The organism is Amycolatopsis pigmentata (genome assembly GCF_042684065.1).
Classification (GTDB): domain Bacteria; phylum Actinomycetota; class Actinomycetes; order Mycobacteriales; family Pseudonocardiaceae; genus Amycolatopsis_E; species Amycolatopsis_E pigmentata.
Window position 1 is genome coordinate 75,046 of sequence record NZ_JBHUKR010000019.1, and the last position, 18,577, is coordinate 93,622.

The 18,577-nt window shown below is 69.1% G+C and carries 19 protein-coding genes and 1 pseudogene; 10 read left to right on the forward strand and 10 right to left on the reverse strand.

The features are described from left to right. Window positions 1-12: 12 nt before the first annotated feature. The 7 genes and pseudogenes from ACFSXZ_RS29690 to ACFSXZ_RS29720 all read right to left on the reverse strand — a co-directional run. Window positions 13-189: pseudogene (locus tag ACFSXZ_RS29690) on the reverse strand (IS5/IS1182 family transposase); the annotation flags it as partial. Between the two features lie 31 nt (window positions 190-220). After that, window positions 221-1,291 (reverse strand): cytochrome P450, encoded by a 1,071-nt coding sequence (locus ACFSXZ_RS29695; protein ID WP_378268596.1) that lies wholly within the window; start codon window positions 1,289-1,291, stop codon window positions 221-223. Window positions 1,292-1,676: 385 nt separating this feature from the next. Then, window positions 1,677-2,516: an IclR family transcriptional regulator domain-containing protein gene (locus ACFSXZ_RS29700; RefSeq protein ID WP_378268597.1), complete on the reverse strand. Its 840-nt coding sequence runs from the start codon at window positions 2,514-2,516 to the stop codon at window positions 1,677-1,679. A gap of 39 nt (window positions 2,517-2,555) precedes the next feature. After that, window positions 2,556-3,896 carry an MFS transporter gene (locus ACFSXZ_RS29705; protein ID WP_378268599.1) on the reverse strand — a complete coding sequence of 447 codons (1,341 nt, stop codon included), beginning with the start codon at window positions 3,894-3,896 and terminating at the stop codon, window positions 2,556-2,558. Window positions 3,897-3,923: 27 nt separating this feature from the next. Further along, window positions 3,924-5,312: an FAD-dependent oxidoreductase gene (locus ACFSXZ_RS29710; protein WP_378268601.1), complete on the reverse strand. Its 1,389-nt coding sequence runs from the start codon at window positions 5,310-5,312 to the stop codon at window positions 3,924-3,926. Beyond that, window positions 5,309-7,246, reverse strand: coding sequence for an oxidoreductase (locus ACFSXZ_RS29715; protein ID WP_378268603.1), 1,938 nt, complete (start codon window positions 7,244-7,246; stop codon window positions 5,309-5,311). Before ACFSXZ_RS29715 ends, ACFSXZ_RS29710 begins: the two co-directional genes overlap by 4 nt. Continuing rightward, window positions 7,239-8,237: a zinc-binding dehydrogenase gene (locus tag ACFSXZ_RS29720; RefSeq protein WP_378268605.1), complete on the reverse strand. Its 999-nt coding sequence runs from the start codon at window positions 8,235-8,237 to the stop codon at window positions 7,239-7,241. Before ACFSXZ_RS29720 ends, ACFSXZ_RS29715 begins: the two co-directional genes overlap by 8 nt. A 184-nt stretch (window positions 8,238-8,421) precedes the next feature. Between ACFSXZ_RS29720 and ACFSXZ_RS29725 the strand changes: the two genes are divergently transcribed. Continuing rightward, window positions 8,422-9,204, forward strand: coding sequence for an IclR family transcriptional regulator domain-containing protein (locus ACFSXZ_RS29725; RefSeq protein ID WP_378268607.1), 783 nt, complete (start codon window positions 8,422-8,424; stop codon window positions 9,202-9,204). A gap of 18 nt (window positions 9,205-9,222) precedes the next feature. Next, window positions 9,223-10,068, forward strand: coding sequence for an alpha/beta fold hydrolase (locus tag ACFSXZ_RS29730; RefSeq protein ID WP_378268608.1), 846 nt, complete (start codon window positions 9,223-9,225; stop codon window positions 10,066-10,068). A gap of 1 nt (window position 10,069) precedes the next feature. Here ACFSXZ_RS29730 and ACFSXZ_RS29735 read toward each other — a convergent pair whose 3' ends face one another. Continuing rightward, window positions 10,070-10,585, reverse strand: coding sequence for an Lrp/AsnC family transcriptional regulator (locus ACFSXZ_RS29735; RefSeq protein WP_378268610.1), 516 nt, complete (start codon window positions 10,583-10,585; stop codon window positions 10,070-10,072). A 117-nt stretch (window positions 10,586-10,702) separates the two neighbouring features. Between ACFSXZ_RS29735 and pdhA the strand changes: the two genes are divergently transcribed. The 3 genes from pdhA to ACFSXZ_RS29750 are packed head-to-tail and all read left to right on the forward strand — an operon-like array spanning window position 10,703 to window position 14,046. After that, window positions 10,703-11,803, forward strand: a complete 1,101-nt coding sequence (pdhA, locus tag ACFSXZ_RS29740; RefSeq protein WP_378268612.1) for a pyruvate dehydrogenase (acetyl-transferring) E1 component subunit alpha — start codon at window positions 10,703-10,705, stop codon at window positions 11,801-11,803. 1 nt (window position 11,804) lies between these two features. Then, a complete protein-coding gene (locus ACFSXZ_RS29745; RefSeq protein WP_378268613.1) occupies window positions 11,805-12,815 on the forward strand; it encodes an alpha-ketoacid dehydrogenase subunit beta in 1,011 nt (336 codons plus the stop codon). After that, the gene (locus tag ACFSXZ_RS29750) at window positions 12,808-14,046 is read left to right on the forward strand and encodes a dihydrolipoamide acetyltransferase family protein (protein WP_378268614.1); all 1,239 of its coding nucleotides are present in this window, start codon (window positions 12,808-12,810) and stop codon (window positions 14,044-14,046) included. Before ACFSXZ_RS29745 ends, ACFSXZ_RS29750 begins: the two co-directional genes overlap by 8 nt. A 36-nt stretch (window positions 14,047-14,082) precedes the next feature. Here ACFSXZ_RS29750 and ACFSXZ_RS29755 read toward each other — a convergent pair whose 3' ends face one another. Continuing rightward, entirely contained in the window at window positions 14,083-15,066 is a 984-nt protein-coding gene (locus tag ACFSXZ_RS29755; RefSeq protein ID WP_378268615.1) for a helix-turn-helix transcriptional regulator, read from the reverse strand. 115 nt (window positions 15,067-15,181) lie between these two features. Here ACFSXZ_RS29755 and ACFSXZ_RS29760 point away from each other — a divergent pair, with 115 nt between their 5' ends. From ACFSXZ_RS29760 to ACFSXZ_RS29780, 5 genes are all read left to right on the forward strand, one after another. After that, on the forward strand, window positions 15,182-15,634 hold the full coding sequence (locus tag ACFSXZ_RS29760; protein ID WP_378268616.1) for a VOC family protein: 453 nt from the start codon (window positions 15,182-15,184) through the stop codon (window positions 15,632-15,634). A 62-nt stretch (window positions 15,635-15,696) separates the two neighbouring features. Next, entirely contained in the window at window positions 15,697-16,761 is a 1,065-nt protein-coding gene (locus tag ACFSXZ_RS29765) for an aldo/keto reductase (RefSeq protein WP_378268618.1), read from the forward strand. Window positions 16,762-16,871: 110 nt separating this feature from the next. After that, window positions 16,872-16,982, forward strand: a complete 111-nt coding sequence (locus ACFSXZ_RS29770; RefSeq protein WP_378268680.1) for a hypothetical protein — start codon at window positions 16,872-16,874, stop codon at window positions 16,980-16,982. Next, complete coding sequence (locus ACFSXZ_RS29775; protein WP_378268620.1) at window positions 16,979-17,257, forward strand: type II toxin-antitoxin system Phd/YefM family antitoxin; 279 nt, start codon at window positions 16,979-16,981, stop codon at window positions 17,255-17,257. Before ACFSXZ_RS29770 ends, ACFSXZ_RS29775 begins: the two co-directional genes overlap by 4 nt. Then, the gene (locus tag ACFSXZ_RS29780; RefSeq protein WP_378268621.1) at window positions 17,250-17,654 is read left to right on the forward strand and encodes a type II toxin-antitoxin system VapC family toxin; all 405 of its coding nucleotides are present in this window, start codon (window positions 17,250-17,252) and stop codon (window positions 17,652-17,654) included. Before ACFSXZ_RS29775 ends, ACFSXZ_RS29780 begins: the two co-directional genes overlap by 8 nt. On the opposite strand, the gene ACFSXZ_RS29785 is transcribed toward ACFSXZ_RS29780, so the two are convergent. Further along, window positions 17,591-18,448: a DUF433 domain-containing protein gene (locus tag ACFSXZ_RS29785; RefSeq protein ID WP_378268623.1), complete on the reverse strand. Its 858-nt coding sequence runs from the start codon at window positions 18,446-18,448 to the stop codon at window positions 17,591-17,593. The genes ACFSXZ_RS29780 and ACFSXZ_RS29785 overlap by 64 nt on opposite strands. Window positions 18,449-18,577: the final 129 nt, after the last annotated feature.

The window sequence follows — 18,577 nt, forward strand, 5'->3', positions numbered from 1 at the left end:
TTAGATGGTGTCTCATGTGGCCAGTTTCTGGAGGTTCTTGAAGCAGGTGGTGGCGGCGCCGAGGGTGAGGAAGGCGAGGAAGTGGGTGGCTTTGCGTTCGTAGCGGATGGTCAGGCGGCGGTGCCCGAACAGCCAGGCGATCGACCTCTCGATCACCCAGCGGTGTTTGCCGAGCTTGTCGACGGAATCCGCCGCGTCGCCGAGTGATTCCGTTCAGGCGTCAGCGCGCCGACCGTGGCGCGAGCAGGACCAAAGCGCCCCGGTGCGGCGGCAGCGTGATGGTGTGGGTTCGTGCCCGTTCAGGGCGCCATGAACCTGGCCGCAGACCGAACCGCCGGAGAATCTCGCGCAGCACCACGACAGCCGCGGCTTGGGCGAAATGCGCCCCCAGGCAATGCCGCGCGCCACCCCCGAAGGGAGTTTGTGACGGCTGCCGTCCCAGGAAACGTTCGGGCCGGAACTCCTTCGGAAGGTGATAGATCCCAGGGTCGGAATGCGCCACGCCGATGGCGGCCAGGACCGGGGTGCCTGCGGGCAACCACCGGCCGCCGACGTCGACGGCGGTGGTCAACGTGCGAGCCGTCGGAGGGAAGACCGGATGCAACCGGATGCTCTCGTGGAACACGGCGGCAAGGTAGGCGTTGTCCCCGTCGTCACTGGCCTTCTGCGCCGCCTTCAGCACGGAAGGCCGACGGGCGATCTCGTAGAGCGCCCAGGCGACAGCCGTGCCGGTGCTGTCGTACCCGGCCAAGAAGAGCGTGACGAGTTGGTCCCGGAGATCGACGTCGGTGGCCGCCGGGTTGTCGGCGAGCATCCTGGAGAGGATGTCGTGCCGATCCGAGAGGCCGCGTTCGGCGCGACGGTCCGCGATCTCGGCGTAGAGCAACGCGTCGGTGGCGTTCATCAACGCTTCGAACCGCCGATACCGGGCAAGCCCCCGCAGGCTGGGGTACGCCCCGCAGAGCAGTGTCAGGCTGTCGACGGCAAGCATTTCGGACAGCAGGGTCCGGAGCCTGGCGCGGCGTCGTCCGGCGGCGATCCCGACTATGACCCGGAGAATGACCTCCAGGCTCAAGGCTTTCAGGCGCGGATACAGCGCGAAGGGTTCCCCGAGGGGCCAGCGCCGGACCTCCTTGGCGGTCAGCGCGCTGATGACGTCCACATAGTGAGTCAAGGCCGCGTCATGGAGAGGGAACACCTTGCCCTCTCCGGCGAAGATCTTCCGGAGGATTTCGGGATCCGAGACGACCACCGTGCGACATTTGCCGGGCGACAAGGTCAAAGTGAACATGCCGCCATATCTCGCCGTCCAGTGCGGAAACAGTTTTTCCTGGTGCCGGAGCGTCAGCAGGGTCTGACGAGCACCGGAAGCCGGGGGCCGCGCGGCAACGAACGTTCCTGCCTTGTGCGGTCATCCGCGATCCGCTGTGGACGGACTTCGAGGTCGGTCATGATCGGGACATCCTTTCTGCCCAAGCAATCCCTTTTCCGCGTCCGTCCACTTGAGCCCCCTCCGTTCGTCGCTCCCGTTGAGACGAAGTAAAGGCTCGATCGAGGGTGGTATGGCGAATTCGGGGCGCAACGCGGCCAAAGGGGGACAAGCCCTCACGAAGGCCGTTCCTCGCGCGGGCGACCGGGAGTTCCGGCCTGCGTGCTGCCTCTTCGGCTCGCGAGGGTCAGGACCCCAAAGGCGGGGGCGATTCCGGCGCGGCGACGACCATCGGGCTTCGTGCTGCGCTGAACGAGTTCGACCGGGTGGTGATGGTGCGCTCGATCGCCGCCGCGCAGTCCTTCAGGCGCGGGAGGATCACGGTGAACAGGGTGTCGTCGTCGACCTGCCCGGTGTGGGTGCCGATCGTGAGGGCGGCGACGACCGCGCCCGCGGCATCGTGGAGCGGCACCGCGACGCTGCGGACACCTCGTTCGAGCTCCTGGTCGATCAGCGCCCAGCCCCGTTCGCGGGCGTCGGCGATCCTGCGTGCCAGCTCCGTGGTGTCGGTGATGGTCGCCTCGGTGTAGGGGAGCGGTGGGAAACGTTCGAAATAGGCGGCGAGCTGGTCGGGTGTGTGCCCGGACAGGAGCGCGCGCCCCACCGCCGAGGCGGCGGCCGGCACCCGGGCTCCGGGTGCCAGCCTGATCGACATCACGCGCCGGACCGCGGCGCGGGCCAGAAAGACCGCGGTGTCGCCGTCGAGCACGGCAAGCGAACACGAATGGTCGACCGTGTGAGCCACGTCCTCGAGGTAGGGCTGCACCATCTCGGGAAAGCTCTCGGACCCGATCGTTTCGTAGCCGAGTTCGAGGACTTTCGCGGTGAGCCGGTAGCGCGAGCCGACGCAGTCGACGTAGCCGAGCGACTCCAGCGTGCGCAGCAGGCGGCGAGCGGTGGCCCGGTCGAATCCGCATTCGGACGCGACCTCCGTGACCGAGAGGTCGGGCCGCTCCGCGGAGAAACACGTCAAGACGTCGAGTCCGCGGTCGAAGGTGCGCACGAAGGGACCGAGACGCTCGGCCATGTCCTGCTCCCTTCACTCAGCGAGTCCGGGCTCATTTCATCACGGTAGGGCACCTGCCGACTTGCCGGACCGCCCGGCTCCGGTCGCCACCGGGGTCCGGTCACCGGTCTCCGGACTGGCGAAAACGGCCGTGGCGGAGACCAGAGCGGTCGCGACGATGAAGACGCCGACTCCCCAGTAAGAACCGGTCAGCGCCAGCAGGGCGGTGGCGATGAGCGGGGTGAATCCGGCGAGCGGGTCGGAGGCCGATCGAGCAAGGCTCACCCCGCTGTTGCGGACCCGAGGGTCGAACATCTCGGCGAGGTAGGCGCCGGACACCGACAGGGCGATCTCCACTCCGACGCCGAAGAGCACCACCGCGGAGACGACCAGCGCCGGGTTGCGGGTCTGGAGCAGCCAGAAGAAGGGAAATCCGAACGCCGCGACGAAGAGCAGGCCGGTCAGGAAGGCGGGTCGTCGGCCCCAGCGGTCCGCGGCGCGGCCGGCGAGCGGGATGACGACCAGGCCGACCAGATGGGCGACCGTGACGCCGGTCAGCGCGGTGACCGCGGGCATCCCGAGTTTGCTCGTGCAGTAGGAGATGACGAAGACGTTCAAGATCTGGCCGCCGACCGCGTCGGTCGAGCGCGCCAGCGCGGCGAGCACGGTGTGCTTGCGGTGGCTCTTGAGCAGTTCGCGGATCGGGCTGCGCGTTACCGTGCCTGCCTTTTTGAGCCTGGTGAACTCTGGTGACTCGTCGACCCGCAGGCGGATGTAGAGACCGACGAGAACCAGTACGAATCCGACGAGGAACGGGATCCGCCAGCCCCACGCGAGGAACGCCTGTTTCGGCAGACCGGACAGTGCGGTGAAGACGCCGGTGCCGAGCATGATCCCGAGGGAGACGCCGAAGGCGGGCGTGCTCGCCAGCAGCCCGCGCCGGCGCTCGGTGGAGTATTCGGCGCTCATCGTGATCGCGGTGCCGTACTCCGCCCCGGCGCCGATGCTCTGGAGCAGCCGCAGGAGCACCAGCAGGATCGGCGCGAGCGCGCCCACCCGGGAATAGGTGGGCAGCAGGCCGATGCAGCCGGTGGCCAGTCCCATCAGGACCAGGCAGATCACCATCACGTTCTTGCGGCCGATGGTGTCGCCCCAGCGGGCGAGCACGACACCGGCGACGGGGCGGAGCGCGAAGCCGATCGCGTAGGTGGCGAACGCGGCCAGTGTCCCGGCGAGTGCGTTGGAGGAAGGAAAGAACAGTGAGCCGAACGCGAGGGAGGTGGCGGTCCCGTAGATGTAGAAGTCGTACCACTCCAGGACGGTGCCGATCAGGTTCGAGGCGATCGCGCGGGTCCGCCCTCGGACGGGCCGACGCGCTGGGGACGAGGTGGAACTGGTCATCGTTGACCTCCAATTGCGGGCGAGGTGTCAGATCGGGGTGGCCACGGCCGATGCGGGCTGTTCGAGGTGTGGCGGGTCGACGATCGCGTCCTGGGCACGGAGTACGGCCCGGACCCGGCCGGCCGGCACTTGGCGGGGGAGTACGCCGAGATCCGCGGCGAGCGCGGCGGCGGCACCCGCCGCGTGGCCGGTGGCCATGGCCGTGCCCATGTGCCGCACCGCGCCCATCGCGGACTGGGTCGCGGAAAGGCACCGGCCGGCGACGAGCAGGCCGTCGACGTCCTTCGGCAGGAGACTGCGGTAAGGAATCGCGAACGGCGCGGGAGGCTCGACGAGCGTGAGCCCGCTCGCGTTGTCGTGCACGTCGAGCGGTCCGCCCGCTTGGGCGACGGCGTCCGGGAACTGCCGGCCCGCCAGGACGTCGGACTCGGTCAGCAGGTAGTCACCGGTGATCCGCCAGGTCTCCCGTACCCCGATCCAGGGCGCGATCGCGGAGAGGTGGGCGTTTTCGAAGCCAGGAACGGCGCGGCGCAGGAAGGCGAGCACCGAGCGCACCTGGTCTCGTCCCAGGGTTTCGGCTCGGGTGAGGTCGCGACTGTCCGAACCGTCCAAACCGGACACCCGGGTCATCAGGATGAACGCGTCGTTACCGGAGGGAGAGCTGACCAGGGAAAGGAGTTGCTGGGCGAGTTCGCCCGTCTCGACGCCCAGCCTGGCGAGCCGCCGCTTCTCGTCGCGCGCCAGACCACGAAACCGCTTTATGTCCACATCGGACAGTCTGGCCATCATGGTCATCGGCTGCCGGTCGCGACGGCCTTCCGCGGAGTTTTCCGTGTGACAGCCCGACTTGCGGCTGATGACCGCGTTGCCGGTCGCGTCGACGACGACGGAGGAACCTATCGCTTCGGGCCCGTCGAGGTTTTGCGCGATCAGCCCGCGGACCGACCCTTGAGCTGTCACGGGGGTGACGGCTTGTGCGTGCAGCCGGATTTCGACCCCGGCTTCCGCGGCCATGTCGTCCATGACCAGTTTCAGGATTTCCGGATCGAAAGGGAAGGTGCGCACGCGAAGCGGTTTCTCGCTCGCCTCGGCGAGCAGGTAGGGGGTGAAGCCGCTCGCGCCGCCCGCGTCGATCAGCCGTTGGGTGATCTCGTGGCCGATACCACCACCTACCGGCAGGTCGCGCCAGTAGAAGCCCATGAAGCTGGCGACCATCGCGCCGGTCGCGGTCCCACCGAAGAAAGGGGCACGTTCCACGAGCAGCGTGCGTGCACCGGTGCGGGCGGCCGCGATCGCGGCGCAGAACCCCGCCGGTCCCCCGCCGGCGACCACGACGTCGGCGCGAGTCGCGATGGGGAGGTCGACGGACGGCACGCTGACCGTGTTCCCGGTCGAAAGCTGCGGCAGCGAAGTCATGCGATGGTTCCTCCGGCGAATCGGTGCATCGTTTCCGCGGCGTGCCGGATGGCCAGTGCCGACCATCCGCCCTGGCCTGCCGCATCGCCGACGGCGACGACCGTCTTGCCCGGGGCGGCGGCCCGTACCCCGGTCACCGGGTTGACCGCGTCGGCGGCGTTCACGGACACCAGAACCGGACCGGAGGCGCGCAGGACGGTTCGTTCCCCGGCGGCGTCGCGAACGTGGATCAGGCCAGGCTCGATCGCCGTCACGACGGCGTTGAGCACGAGGCGAACCCGGGGATTGGTGGCGAGTCTGGCCAGGGGAAGGATCTTCGCCCTGGCGCCGACGTCGTGGGCGGGTTCCGGTTCGGTGCCGATGAGGGTGACGGCCGCGCCCGCGGCCGCGAGGTGGTCGGCGACCGCGGTGCCGTCGCGGTCCGCGCCCCACACCACGTAGTCGTCTTCGAGTTCCCGGTCGAGTCCGTCGGCGAGCCAGGCGAGAAGGTCGTGCACTCGCGCGGACAACGCGCCGGGCAGATCCGGTACCGACCGGGCCGTTCCGGTGGCGAGGACGACGATGTCCTCGGGCTGACCGGCGATGTCCGCCGGTGAGAGTTCGGTGTCGAGTTCGACGGTCACCTTCGCCTCGGCCAGCTGTGTGGCCTGCCAGTCGAGGATGCGGTGGTATTCCGGGTATTCGGCCAGCCGGGCGGCCAGTCCGAAGGCTCCGCCCAGGACCGGACGGCGCTCGACGAGCCTGGTGCGGTGTCCGTTGCGTGCCGCTGTCAGGGCTGCCTCGATCCCCGCCGGTCCCGCCCCGACGACAAGGACGTCGGGGCGCTTGGCCGGGGTCGGCACGGCCGGAAGCGAACCTGCGGCCTCGGGCCAGACCGCGCATCCGACGGGTTCCCCGGTACGCAACCGGTCGGTGCAGTAGTTGCAGGAGATACAGGGACGGGGTCGCGTTCCGTCGAGAACCTTCCGTGTCCAGGCCGGGTCGGCGTGCAGCGCGCGGCCGACCGTGACGAAATCCGCCTGCCCACGAGAAAGGATCTTGTTCGCCGTTTCCCCGTCGACGATCCGGCCCGCGACCCCCACCGGCGGGCCCAGCACGCGGAAACGCGCCGCCGCTTCCGCGTGCAGGCCGCGTGGCAGTTCGCCGGGTGGCGTGATCCATTGGCCTGCCTCGTAGCAGCCCGCGGAGACATCGATGAAGTCCAATTCGGACACTCCGGCCCGGTCGAGGATGTCCACCGTGTCCTCGATTCGGAGCCCGTCCGGCAGGCCTTCATACGCCGATACACGGATACCGAGGGCAAGCTCTGGTACTGCTTCGCGGACGGCCGCGATGACTTCCCCGAGGAAGCGCGCCGGGTCGCCGTAGGAGTCGGCGCGCCGATTCGTCCTGGGGGACAAGAATTGCGACAGGAGATAGCCGTGGGCCGCGTGGAGCGAAATCACGTCGGCTCCGGCGTCGGCGCTGCGGCGGGCCGCTTCGGCGAAGCGGACCACGAGATCGGCGATATCGTCGTGATCGAGTTCGAGTGGCAGGTCACCGTCCACCACCGTCGCGATCACGGGCGAGGGGGCCACCGGGGTGTAGCCGCTGATCGTGGCCTTGGCCAGCCGTCCGCCGTGTACCAGTTGCATGCCGAACAGGGCGCCGGCCTCGTGTGCGGCGTCGGCCAGCCTGCGCAGGCCCGGGATGGCGGAGTCCTCGTCCGCCGCGAGCTGACGCGGACGTGCCTTGCCGTCGGCACGCACGAAGGAGGCCTCGGCATACACGAGTGCCGTCCCTCCCTCGGCCACCGCGGCGATCCGCCGTACATAGTGGTCGGTCGGTGCGCCGTCGGGGCGGCAATAGTTGCGTTCCATCGGCGCCGCGACCACACGGTTGCGCAGTTCGACGGGCCCGAGCCGGAGCGGGGCCGCGACCGGCGATTCACTCACTTCCGGCCACCTCGATGAGGATCTTGCCGACGGCCGGGTCACCGTGATGCGCGAGCGCGAACGCTTCCTGCGTCCGCGCTAGCGGGAACCGATGGGTGACCAGCTCTTCGATGATGGCGTGGTGCCGCTCGGCGAACCCGATGGCCGTGGGGAACAGAGCCCGGCTGTTGCGGCTGCCGACCAGGTCGAGTTCCTTGTAGGGCACCGTGTTCATGGGCAACCGGGCTTCGGCGGCGGAGATCCCGACGGCGACCACCCGTCCCGCGGAGACGACCAGATCGAGGGCGGCGGCCAGTGCGCTCGGCGCACCCGTCGCCTCGATGACGACCGAAGGTCCCTCGTGATCGGCCCACTCGACGATCGCCGCTCGCTGATCGGGTTCCAGCCTACTGCTGGTCACCGTCGTGAACGTGGCACCGAACCGCTGAGCCCGGTCCGCCCGGGCCGGTTCGCGATCGACCGCGGCCACCCGGACACCACGGTCGGCCAGCGCCCGTGTCGCGAGAAGCCCGATAGGCCCGCATCCCAGGACGAGCGCGCGGGTACCCGCGCCGGCCTGTGACCGTTCGACGGCCTGCAGGGCGATGGCGGCCGGCTCGACCATGGCCGCGGCCGTCGTCGACAGGCGGGGCGCGAAATGCACCCGTCCGGCCGGTACCGCGATCAGCTCGCTCAGCGCGCCGTCGAGGTGAACGCCGAGGACAGCGCTGTGCGCACAGGCGTTTCTCCTCCCGATCCGGCAGGCATGGCAGTCACCACAGGAGAACGCCGGTTCGACCACGACCCGGTCGTCGCCGACCCGGCCGGCGACCTCGTGCCCCTGCACGAGAGGCAGGCGCGTGGCCGGGTATTCACCGGCCCAGATGTGGGCGTCCGTACCGCATACGCCCACCTGCTCGACGGTCACCAGCAGCTGACCTTCGCCCGCGGCGCACGCCGGACGTTCGACTATCCCGACTCTGTTCGGGCCCACCGTCACGGCTGCTTTCATCGGCTGGGCTCCCTGCGTACGAAAGTTCGCATAGTGACCGAGTATGAAGAGGTCGACAGAGAAAAGGCAAGCTGTATCGAGATTTTCTCGATCCAGCAGCGGTCGGTGAGGTGTTTCCGCACAGATGCGCGCACAGTGCTCTGACGTGCTACCGTCACCGGAGAGGGACGAGGAAAGGAACATCGTGGCGGAAACCGAAACCGAGTTGGTCACCTCCGTCGAGCGTGGCCTCGCCGTGCTGGCGGCGTTCCACCCCGACCGGCCCGCCATGACCCTCAGCGAGGTGGCCAAGGCGAGCGATCTCGACCGGGCCTCGGCCCGGCGCTTCCTGCACACCCTCCTCGCCCGGGGGTATCTGCGCGCCGACGGGCAGCTGTTCCGGCTCCACCCGGCGGTGCTCGAACTGGGCAATGCCTATCTGGCGGCTTCGCGACTGCCGCGGATCGCCCTCCCGTACCTCTCCGATTTCGTCGGCCGGCTCAACGAGTCGGCCTCCATGGCCGTGCTCCAGGGAGACCAGGCGGTCTGTGTCGCGTATGTGCCGAGCCGGCGGCTGATGACGGCGCACCTCACCGTCGGCAGCCGATTTCCCGCGCACCGGACCGCACTGGGACGAGTGCTGCTCGCCGGTAAACCCGACGAGTGGCTGGAGGGATATCTGGCGGCAGGACGATCCGGCGGCCACCCGGACCCGGCCGCGCTTCGAGCCGAGATCGCGTCAGTCCGGCGCGATGGATGGTTCACGGCGGACGAAGAGAACCTCGAAGCCGGGATCCGCGCCCTGGCGGTGCCCGTTCGGGACAGCGCAGGGGTCACGATCGCGGCCATCGGTATCTCCAGCCACGCCGATCGGCTCAGTCAAGCGACGCTTGCCGAGGCGGCGCGACCGGCCCTGACCGAAACCGCCCACCGGATCGAGCGGGCCTATCTGGCGGCGGTACCTCTTTCGGCCGTCCAGCGCCGATAACACGACCCCGGGACTCTCATGCCATTCGACTACTTGCTGGTGCACGGCGCCTATCACAACAGTGCGCACTGGGCGAAGCTGATCGCCGCGCTGTCCGCGCGCGGGGATCGCGTCGTCGCCCTTGATCTGCCCGGGCACGGCATGAACGCCCGGTTTCCCAGCGGCTACTTCGTACCCGGCCAGCCGGGTTTGTCCGGTGAGCCGTCGCCGATCAAGGACGTGACGCTGGAGGTGGCCGCCCACGCCGTGATCGACGCACTGCGGTCGTTCGGGCAAACGGCACCGGTCGTCCTGGTCGCGCACAGCATGGGCGGTGCGGTCGCCACCCTGGCCGCCGAACTCGCGCCGGAACTCGTCGATCACCTGGTCTATGTGGCCGCGTTCGTGCCGACCCGGCTGCCCACCGCGGCCGCCTACCTCACCCTCGACGAGGCCAAGACGCGCCTCGGCGGTGGTCTGCACCTCGGCGATCCCACGGTCACCGGAGCGGTGCGGATCAACCCCCGCTCCGCCGACACCGCCTACCTCGAACAGTTGCGGGCCGCCTACTACACCGATGTGTCCACAACGGACTTTCTTCCCTACCTGAACGCGCTCACGCCGGACCAGCCGATGTCTTTCGTGACGTCGCGAGCCGGCGCGACCGCGGCGCGATGGGGCGGTATTCCGCGCACCTACCTCCGGTGCGCCGCGGACCGGGCAATACCGTTGGCGCTCCAGGACGTCTTCATCTCCGATGCCGACGCGCTGACTCCGCGCAACCCGTTTCGCCTGGCGACACTCGACACCGGTCACGCCCCGTTCGCGTCCCAGCCCGGGAAGCTCGCCGAGGTTCTCCTCGCGCTACCAGCGGTTTCGGGCTGATTCATCGCCCGGGCTGGTGCCGGGTCCAGGGCGCGCCGAGGCCGGTACTCTCCTCGAAGATCAACCAGGTCCGGGTCGCGCGGACCCCTTCGACGGCCTGGATCTGTTCGAGGACGACCTCGCGGAGGGCGGTGTTGTCCGGGGTCCGGACGAGAAGGAGCACATCGAAGTCGCCGCCGACGAGGGCGATGTGTTCCACGTAGGGGATCTTCTTCAGCCCGGCTTCCATCGGGCGCCAGGCCGTCTGCTCGACGGTGATCATGATGTACGCGCTGGTGCCCAGCCCCGCCCGGGGCGGATCGATGCGGGCGGTGAACCCGGTGATCACGCCGTCGCGAGTCAGGCGTTCGAGGCGGTTGTAGGCGTTGGCGCGGGAGATGGCGACCCGCTCGGCGAGCGCTCGGATCGACACCCGCGCGTCCGCGGTGAGTTCGCCCAGTATCGCGCGATCGATGTCGTCGAGAGGCTGGGCCGGATGTCCATCCGGCGAGCCCGAGCCGTGGTCACCGCTGGACATATCGTCTCCCACAGCCCTTCTTCGTGGCCATTTGTCGCTGATTTCGGAAAAGTGTGGAGCAGCGAGTATGGCACGAGGGAACATCACCGACAAATTGATGCCGAAGGGCGGTTGGTGATGGCTGCGCAAAGACGTGCCCCGGCCGGGATGCTGCCGGCTGTCGAACCGATCCGTTTCGTGGCCGAGGACGGGACCGCGTGTGCGGCGCCGCGGGGCTTCACCGCACCCTCGGCGGAGTTGCTGCGGGAGGCCTACCGGCGGATGGTGCTGGGCCGCCGGTTCGACGCCCAGGCGACGGCGTTGACGAAACAAGGCAGGCTCGCGGTGTACCCGTCGGCGCTGGGCCAGGAGGCGTGCCAGATCGGCGCGGTGCTGTCGCTGCGCGAGGACGACTGGCTGTTCCCGACCTACCGGGATTCGATGGCGCTGGTCGCCCGTGGCCTCGAACCCGTTGCCCTGATGGAACTCCTGCGTGGCACGGGGCACTGCGGCTACGACCCGGAGGCCACCTGCACGGCGCCGCAGTGCACACCGCTGGCCACCCAGGCGCCGCACGCGGTGGGAATGGCCGACGCACTCCGGCGTCGTGGTGAGGACCGGGTTGTCATGGCGCTCATCGGGGACGGCGGCACGAGCGAGGGCGACTTCCACGAGGCGCTCAACTTCGCGGCCGTGTTCCGCGCGCCGGTCGTGTTCTTCGTGCAGAACAACAGGTTCGCGATTTCGGTACCGCTGGAGAAGCAGACCGCGGCGCCTTCCTTGGCATACAAGGGCATCGGCTACGGCATCCCCTCCGAGCAGGTCGACGGCAACGACGTGGTCGCGGTCCTCTCGGTGCTGGGCAAGGCGGTGACCCACGCAAGGGATGGTCGTGGGCCGTTCCTGGTGGAGGCCCACACCTACCGGATGGACGCGCACACCAACGCCGACGACGCGACCCGCTATCGCGACGCGGCCGAAGTCGAGCGGTGGCGCGCGGCGGATCCGGTGTCGCGTTTGGAGCGATACCTGCGCGACCGGGAAGTGCTCACCGACGCGGACATCCACGCGGACAAGGCCGCGGCGGAGGAGTTCGCCGCGTCGTTCCGTGGGCGGATGAACGCCGAACCCGAGTTGGATCCGCTCCAGTTGTTCACGCACGTCTACGCCGAGCCGACGGCTCACCTGATGGCGCAGCGCGAGGCGCTGCGCACCGAACTCGCGGGGGAGGGGGTTTGAGATGGAACCGATCACGATGGCGCAGGCGCTCAACGCCGGATTGCGTGACGCGCTGAAGGAAGACGACCGGGTCCTGGTGTTCGGTGAGGACGTCGGCACCCTGGGCGGCGTGTTCCGGGTGACCGACGGGCTCACCCGGGACTTCGGCGAGGACCGGTGTTTCGACACGCCTCTGGCGGAGTCGGGCATCGTGGGGCACGCGATCGGGCTGGCCATGGGCGGGTTCCGGCCGGTGGTGGAAATCCAGTTCGACGCGTTCGCCTACCCGGCGTTCGAGCAGATCACCTCGCACGTGGCGAAGTTGCGCAACCGCACGCGCGGCCGGGTCGAACTGCCGATGGTCATCCGCGTCCCCTACGCGGGCGGGATCGGCGGGGTCGAACACCACTGTGATTCGAGCGAGGTCTACTACACCCACACGCCGGGCTTGCGCGTCGTGACGCCCGGAACCGCTCAGGACGCCTACGACCTGATGCGGGACGCGATCGATTCCCCGGATCCGGTGGTCTTCCTGGAACCGAAATGCCGGTACTGGAGCAAGGAACCGGTCTCGTTCCGCCGGGACGGTGCGCCTTTCGATCGTGCCGTCGTTCGCCGGCCGGGCAAGGACGTCACGCTGATCGCCTACGGCCCGATGGTCGCGACCGCGCTGGAAACCGCGGAGGCCGCGCAGGCGGAAGGCTGGGACGTCGAGGTTGTCGACCTTCGCACGCTGTCCCCGTTCGACGACGACACCGTCGCCGCGTCCGTGCGGCGGACCGGGCGGGCGGTCGTCGTGCACGAGGCCGCCGGGTTCTGCGGTTACGGCGCGGAGATCGCCGCACGACTGACCGAGCGGTGCTTCCACTACCTGCACGCCCCGATCCTGCGGGTCACGGGATTCGACATTCCTTACCCCGCCCCGAAACTCGAGACACACCATCTGCCGTCTGGAGACCGGATCCTCGACGCGATCGAGGCGTTGCAGTGGGACGACCAGGTGGCGGTCGCGGGGAGCGTGCGCGGTGCCTGAGTTCCTGTTGCCCGACCTCGGTGAGGGCCTGACCGAGGCGGAGATCGTCCGGTGGCTGGTGGAAGTCGGTGAGGAGATCACCGTCGACCAGCCCGTGGTCGAGGTGGAGACGGCCAAGGCCGCGGTCGAGGTGCCCTCGCCGTTCGCCGGGACGGTCAGCGCACGCCACGGCGAAGCGGGGCAGACGCTGGCGGTGGGAGCGCCGTTGATCACCGTCGCCGAATCCGGCTTCCGCGAGCCAGGCGTGGTCAGTGCCGGAAGTGGAAACGTCCTTATCGGTTATGGCACACCCGAGCGGCGGAACCACCGGCGTCGCGGCCGTCGAGGCAGCGCCGGGACGGCGGTTCTGGACCGTCCGGTCGCGGTTCCGGAAGGCGCGAGGCCGGGGGTGATCTCGCCGCTGGTACGGAAATTCGCCCGGGACAACGGTGTGGACCTGGCGGCGGTGACCGGCAGCGGCCCGGGCGGGATCATCCGCCGCGCGGACGTGGAAGCGGCCTTGGGTGCCGTGACAGCCGTTGTCCCGGCACCGCGGGAAGGGGACCGGGACAGGCGCATTCCCTTGCAGGGCCTGCGAAAGACGGTCGCCGAGAAGCTCGCCACGTCACGCCGGGAGATCCCGGAAGCCACGGTGTGGGTGGACGCCGACGTCACCGGACTGCTCGCGGCCCGCGCGGAGATCAACGAGCGGGACCCGGAGCGCCCGGTCAGTCTGCTGTCCCTGTTCGCCCGGTTCACCGTCGCCGGGCTCCGCCGCTACCCGGAATTGAACTCCCGGGTCGAGGGCGACGAGATCGTCGTGCTCGGGGCGATTCACCTGGGCTTCGCGGCCCAGACCGAACGCGGCCTCGTGGTGCCGGTGGTGCACGACGCCGACAGGCTCAGCACGCGCGGGCTCGCGGAGCGGATCGGCGCGCGCACCGCCGCGGCACGGGACGGGAAGCTCGGACCCGGCGACCTCACCGGGGGAACCTTCACCGTGAACAACTACGGAGTGTTCGGTGTGGACGGTTCCGCCGCGATCATCAACCACCCCGAGGCCGCCATCCTCGGCATCGGCCGGATCATCGAGCGGCCCTGGGTCGTCGGCGGAGAGGTGGTTCCGCGCAAGGTCTGTCAGCTGACCCTGGCCTTCGACCATCGCGTCTGCGACGGCGGCACGGCCGGTGGTTTCCTGAGGTTCGTCGCGGACTGCGCCGAATCACCCCTGTCCGCACTCGGAGAGCTGTGAAAGTCCATTGTGGACTTTCGTCGCGTGGTCGCGTGATCAGCCGGCGGCGCGCGCGGCGCGACGGGACAGCTCGGCGAACGCCGTACGCAGCTCCGGCGGTCCGATCACCTCGATCTCGGTGTCGAAGCGGGCCAACGTGGCCGCGAGGGCGGTCCAGGACCAGGATCCCGTCGTGAGCCTGGTCCGGGCGGCGCCGAGTTCCTCGACGATGCCGTCGCCGGCGAACGGGGCCACCTCGGCCGCGGGCAGGCCGAGGATCACTTCGCCGCGGCAGGGCCAGGCGTCCGTGCTGTCGGAGCCCTTGAACCGGGCCGAGAGGAACGCGGCGACGTCACCGCCCGGCACTTCCCGGGGCGCGAACCGCGGGCCGTTCGGGACCCGTGGTGTCATCCGGTCGGCGCGGAAGGTCCGCCAGTCGCCGCGGTCGGGGTCCCAGCCGACGACGTACCAGCGCCCTGCCCGCACCACCAGATGCTGGGGCCGCACCCGGCGGGGCGGACGCGGCTCGTCGTCCTCGGGCTGTCCCGGCGAGCGGTAGTCGAACCGCAGCTCCTCGCCCGCTCGGACCGCGGCGCTCAGCGTGAGCAGGATCCCGGTGTCGACCTGGGGATCGGCGCCGTGTCCGGCCGCGCTGATTTCGAGAGCGTCGACGCGTTGCCGCAACCGCGACGGCAGCACCTGCCGCACCGTGGTCAGGGCCCGCGCGGCGGCTTCCTCGATGCCCGCGCCCGTCCCGACGGCGATCCGCAGCGCCACGGCCAGCGCGACCGCCTGCTCCTCGTCGAACAGCAGTGGCGGCATCTGACTGCCCGCTTCGAGCCGATAGCCGCCGTCGGGGCCCTTGACCGCCTGGACGGGATAACCCAGTTCGCGCAGCCGGTCGACGTCACGGCGCACGGTCCGCTCGCTGACGCGCAACCGCTCGGCGAGCAGGCTGCCTGGCCAGTCCCGGCGGGCCTGCAGCAGTGACAGCAGGGACAACAGCCGACTGGAGGTCGTCGTCGATGAGGCGCTCGGCATGGGTTCGACCCTGCCACAAATAGCGGACATTCCCTGACCGATGCTGCTGACATCGTCGTTCCTGTCGCCGGAAGCCTCCGGCATCGGAAACCACTCGCGAAGGACCCCAAACACCATGTCGCTCAACGCTGTCGCCCACCTGAACTTCCACGGCCAGGCTCGCGAAGCCCTGGAGTTCTATCAGTCGGTTTTCGGCGGGCAGCTCACCGTCAACACCTACGCCGACTTCGGGATGCCCGCCGAACTGCCCGGAGCCGCCCACGTCGTGTTCGGACAGGTCGTCGCCGACAACGGCTTCCGGGTCATGGCCTACGACGTGCCCGGCGAGCACACACCGTCCGCCCCGGACGTGCCCACCACGCGTCGCGAAAACGGCACCACGATCACCAAGGAGCCGTTCTTCCTCTCCGTCGGTGGCGAGAGCGTCGACGAAGTCACCCCGGTGTGGGAAGGCCTCGCCAAGGGCGCCACCGTGATCGAGGAGTTCGGTCCCGCCCAGTGGGCGCCCGCCTTCGGGATGCTCGCCGACCGCTTCGGTGTCACTTGGATCATCAACGTCACGGCCTGACCGTTCCCACGCGGAGTGCGGCCGGTCCCGGCCGCACTCCCTTTGTCCTGGAGGAGAAATCCATGGAAACCCGCCCACTGGGCCGGACCGGCATCCAGGTCAGCCCCTACACCCTGGGCACGATGATGTTCGGGCCGTACGGCAACCCCGACCCCGGCGACTGCGCGCGCATCGTCCACCGCGCCCTCGACGGCGGCATCAACGTCATCGACACGGCCGACGTCTACGGCGGTGACGGCGAATCCGAGAAGATCGTCGGGAAGGCGCTGCGCGGCCGCCGCGACGACGTCGTGCTGGCCACGAAGTTCAACGGCCCGATGGGATCCGGCCCCAACCAGCGCGGCAATTCCCGCCGGTGGATCGTTTCCGCTGTCGAAGGGTCGCTGCGCCGCCTGGGCGTCGACCACATCGATCTTTACCAGGCTCACCACCCCGAACCCGGCACCGACATCGAGGAAACCCTTGGCGCGCTGACCGATCTGCTGCGCGCGGGCAAGATCCGCGCGATCGGCCATTCCAACCTGCCCGCGTCGGACATCGTCGAAGCCCAGTGGGTGGCCGAACGGCGCGGGCTGGCACGCTTCCGCTCCGAACAGCCGCACTACTCGATCCTCAATCGCGGGATCGAACGCGAGATCCTGCCGGTCTGCGAGCGTTACGGGCTGGGTGTCCTGGTGTGGAGCCCGCTGGCGATGGGCCTGCTCGCCGGTCGCCTTCGCAAGGGCAGCGCGGAAAAGGCGTCGGCCGGGCGTCTGCGTTGGGCGCCGGGGCACATGACCGACGAGCGCAAGCTCGATGCCGTCGAAGCACTTGCCCGGATCGCCGGGCAGGCCGGTCTGTCGCTGCCCCACCTCGCTCTGGCGTTCGTGACCGCCCATCCGGCGGTCACCTCGGCGATCATCGGCCCGCGCACGCCGGAACAACTCGACGATCTGCTCGCGGGAGTCGGCACCCTCCTCGAGGACGACCTCCTCGACCGTATCGACGAGATCGTGCCGCCGGGAACCGACGTCGGGCCGGTCGACATCGCTTACGCCCCACCGGCTCTCGTGCGGCCGGCACTCCGCCGGCGCACGACTGAAACCCGGGTAGTGCGCCGAGGGTCCCCGCAGGGCTCGCCTGCGTGACCGGGCGGCCGTCTCACTTCCAGTCGTGGAAGCCGCGACTGGTCTTGCGGCCGAGTTCGCCCGCGATCATCAACCACCCCGAGGCCGCCATTCTCGGCATCGGCCGGATCATCGAACGGTCGTGGGGCGTTGGCGGTGAGGTAGTGCCGCGCAAGGCCTGCCAGTTGACCCTGGACCCCTGTAGCTCAGCGTGCTACGCTGGGCTACACTGGCGTGCGTGAAGGTGATCACTCAGCGGGAACTCCGCAACAACTCCGCTGCCGTCATGGACGCGGTAGAGGCGGGCGAGACGTATCACGTCACCCGCAACGGCGTTGAAGTCGCGGAGTTGCGTCCCCTCGGCCACAGGCGGCGTCTGTCCGCTGAAGAGTTGGTCGAGCGGCATCGCAAGCTGCCCCGGGTCGACTACGTGCGCCTGCGCCAGGAGGCGGATGAGTTGTTCGGTACCGAGGATCGGCTCGGTGACGATGATGTGTGGGCGCGGAACGATGGCTGAGCGTCACGAGTCCGGTGTGCTGGACACCTGCGCCTACATCGACCTTGAGGTGCTCGACCCGGTAATGCTGCCGAAGATTCCTGAGCTCACCGCGATCACGATGGCCGAGCTGCACCAAGGGGTCGCGACGGCCAAGGACACCGCGACGCGGGCAGCGCGGACCGAAATGCTCGGTGCGGCCATCGTCGAGTTCGATCCGCTGCCTTTCGACGCCGAGGCTGCGACACGGTATGGCACCTTGGTCGCGCTCGTTCTGGAGGCGAACCGTGATCCGAAGCCGCGCCGGATCGACCTGATGATCGCGGCCATCGCGTCATCCCGGGGCCTGCCTCTCTACACGCGCAACGAGAACGACTTCAAAGGCTTGGGAGACATGGTCGAGGTCATGGCTGTGTAACTCCGCACGAGGATTCCGCGGGCTTGACTCCGTAACGGTCGTTGATCGTCTCCACGTCGTCGACGAGTTCCCGAACGGCTGCGACGAAACGCTTGCCCTGCGTGCTGCGGTCCAGAAATAGTCGCAGGGGCGGGTTGCTCGTGCTCACGCCGCGAGAAGCCCTCGCGTTGGGCGACCTCGGTCACCTCGTCGACGCGGAGGTCGAAATCGGCGGCGACCTCCTCGATGGATTCGCCGGCTTTGATCATGCCGCGGACGACGTGGAGCGGGGTGCCGCCATGCGTGAAGTAGGGACGGCCGAAGTTCATTTCGGGATCGGCCGCGATGTCCGCGACCTCGTAGCGCGGCAGATGGACCCGGCGCGCGTACATCTCGTCGTACTCGATGCGCCGCAGGTACCGCTCGATCACTTCGCGGAAGACATACTGCCCGCTGCGCAGAACGATCAGGTCACGGGCGCCGGAGCGGGCCTCGTCGTCGACCCCGCCCTCCTTGCTGACTTCCCACAGCAGTTGTGCCCCGGCCACGTACAACCGCTTGGACGCGAGGGCGTGTTCTATACCGATCTTGGTCCGGACGACCTCGAGCGCGGGGCGGATCTGCTGCAGCGGTATACCAGCGCGCCGCAGAGCGGACAGAAACATGCCTTCGGCGAGGCCGATGAAGGGGATGGATGCTCCCCCACGGGCATCCGGCCGTACCGCGGTGATCAAGGGGTTTCCGACGACCGGTGGTCGATCGGGAAACTCGCGGCGGTAGCCCGTGACCCAGGTGGCGAAGGTGGTGGCGGGCACGCCGAGTTAGCGGGCCGTCTCCGCCATCGTGTAGAGCGGAATGGCGACCCGGACATCCTTCTGCGCCCCTGTGGTCACCCTCTGAGCCTACCGGCGGCTCGCGTCACGGCAGGCATGACTCGCCGTCCG

Excerpts from the sequence above, each read along its gene's own strand:
- ACFSXZ_RS29720 (WP_378268605.1), bottom strand. The coding sequence starts at position 8,237 with ATGAAAGCAGCCGTGACGGTGGGCCCGAACAGAGTCGGGATAGTCGAA.
- ACFSXZ_RS29780 (WP_378268621.1), top strand. The coding sequence starts at position 17,250 with ATGGCTGAGCGTCACGAGTCCGGTGTGCTGGACACCTGCGCCTACATC.
- ACFSXZ_RS29695 (WP_378268596.1), bottom strand. The coding sequence starts at position 1,291 with ATGTTCACTTTGACCTTGTCGCCCGGCAAATGTCGCACGGTGGTCGTC.
- ACFSXZ_RS29700 (WP_378268597.1), bottom strand. The coding sequence starts at position 2,516 with ATGGCCGAGCGTCTCGGTCCCTTCGTGCGCACCTTCGACCGCGGACTC.
- ACFSXZ_RS29710 (WP_378268601.1), bottom strand. The coding sequence starts at position 5,312 with ATGACTTCGCTGCCGCAGCTTTCGACCGGGAACACGGTCAGCGTGCCG.
- pdhA (WP_378268612.1), top strand. The coding sequence starts at position 10,703 with ATGGCTGCGCAAAGACGTGCCCCGGCCGGGATGCTGCCGGCTGTCGAA.
- ACFSXZ_RS29730 (WP_378268608.1), top strand. The coding sequence starts at position 9,223 with ATGCCATTCGACTACTTGCTGGTGCACGGCGCCTATCACAACAGTGCG.
- ACFSXZ_RS29705 (WP_378268599.1), bottom strand. The coding sequence starts at position 3,896 with ATGACCAGTTCCACCTCGTCCCCAGCGCGTCGGCCCGTCCGAGGGCGG.
- ACFSXZ_RS29745 (WP_378268613.1), top strand. The coding sequence starts at position 11,805 with ATGGAACCGATCACGATGGCGCAGGCGCTCAACGCCGGATTGCGTGAC.
- ACFSXZ_RS29755 (WP_378268615.1), bottom strand. The coding sequence starts at position 15,066 with ATGCCGAGCGCCTCATCGACGACGACCTCCAGTCGGCTGTTGTCCCTG.
- ACFSXZ_RS29765 (WP_378268618.1), top strand. The coding sequence starts at position 15,697 with ATGGAAACCCGCCCACTGGGCCGGACCGGCATCCAGGTCAGCCCCTAC.
- ACFSXZ_RS29760 (WP_378268616.1), top strand. The coding sequence starts at position 15,182 with ATGTCGCTCAACGCTGTCGCCCACCTGAACTTCCACGGCCAGGCTCGC.
- ACFSXZ_RS29735 (WP_378268610.1), bottom strand. The coding sequence starts at position 10,585 with ATGTCCAGCGGTGACCACGGCTCGGGCTCGCCGGATGGACATCCGGCC.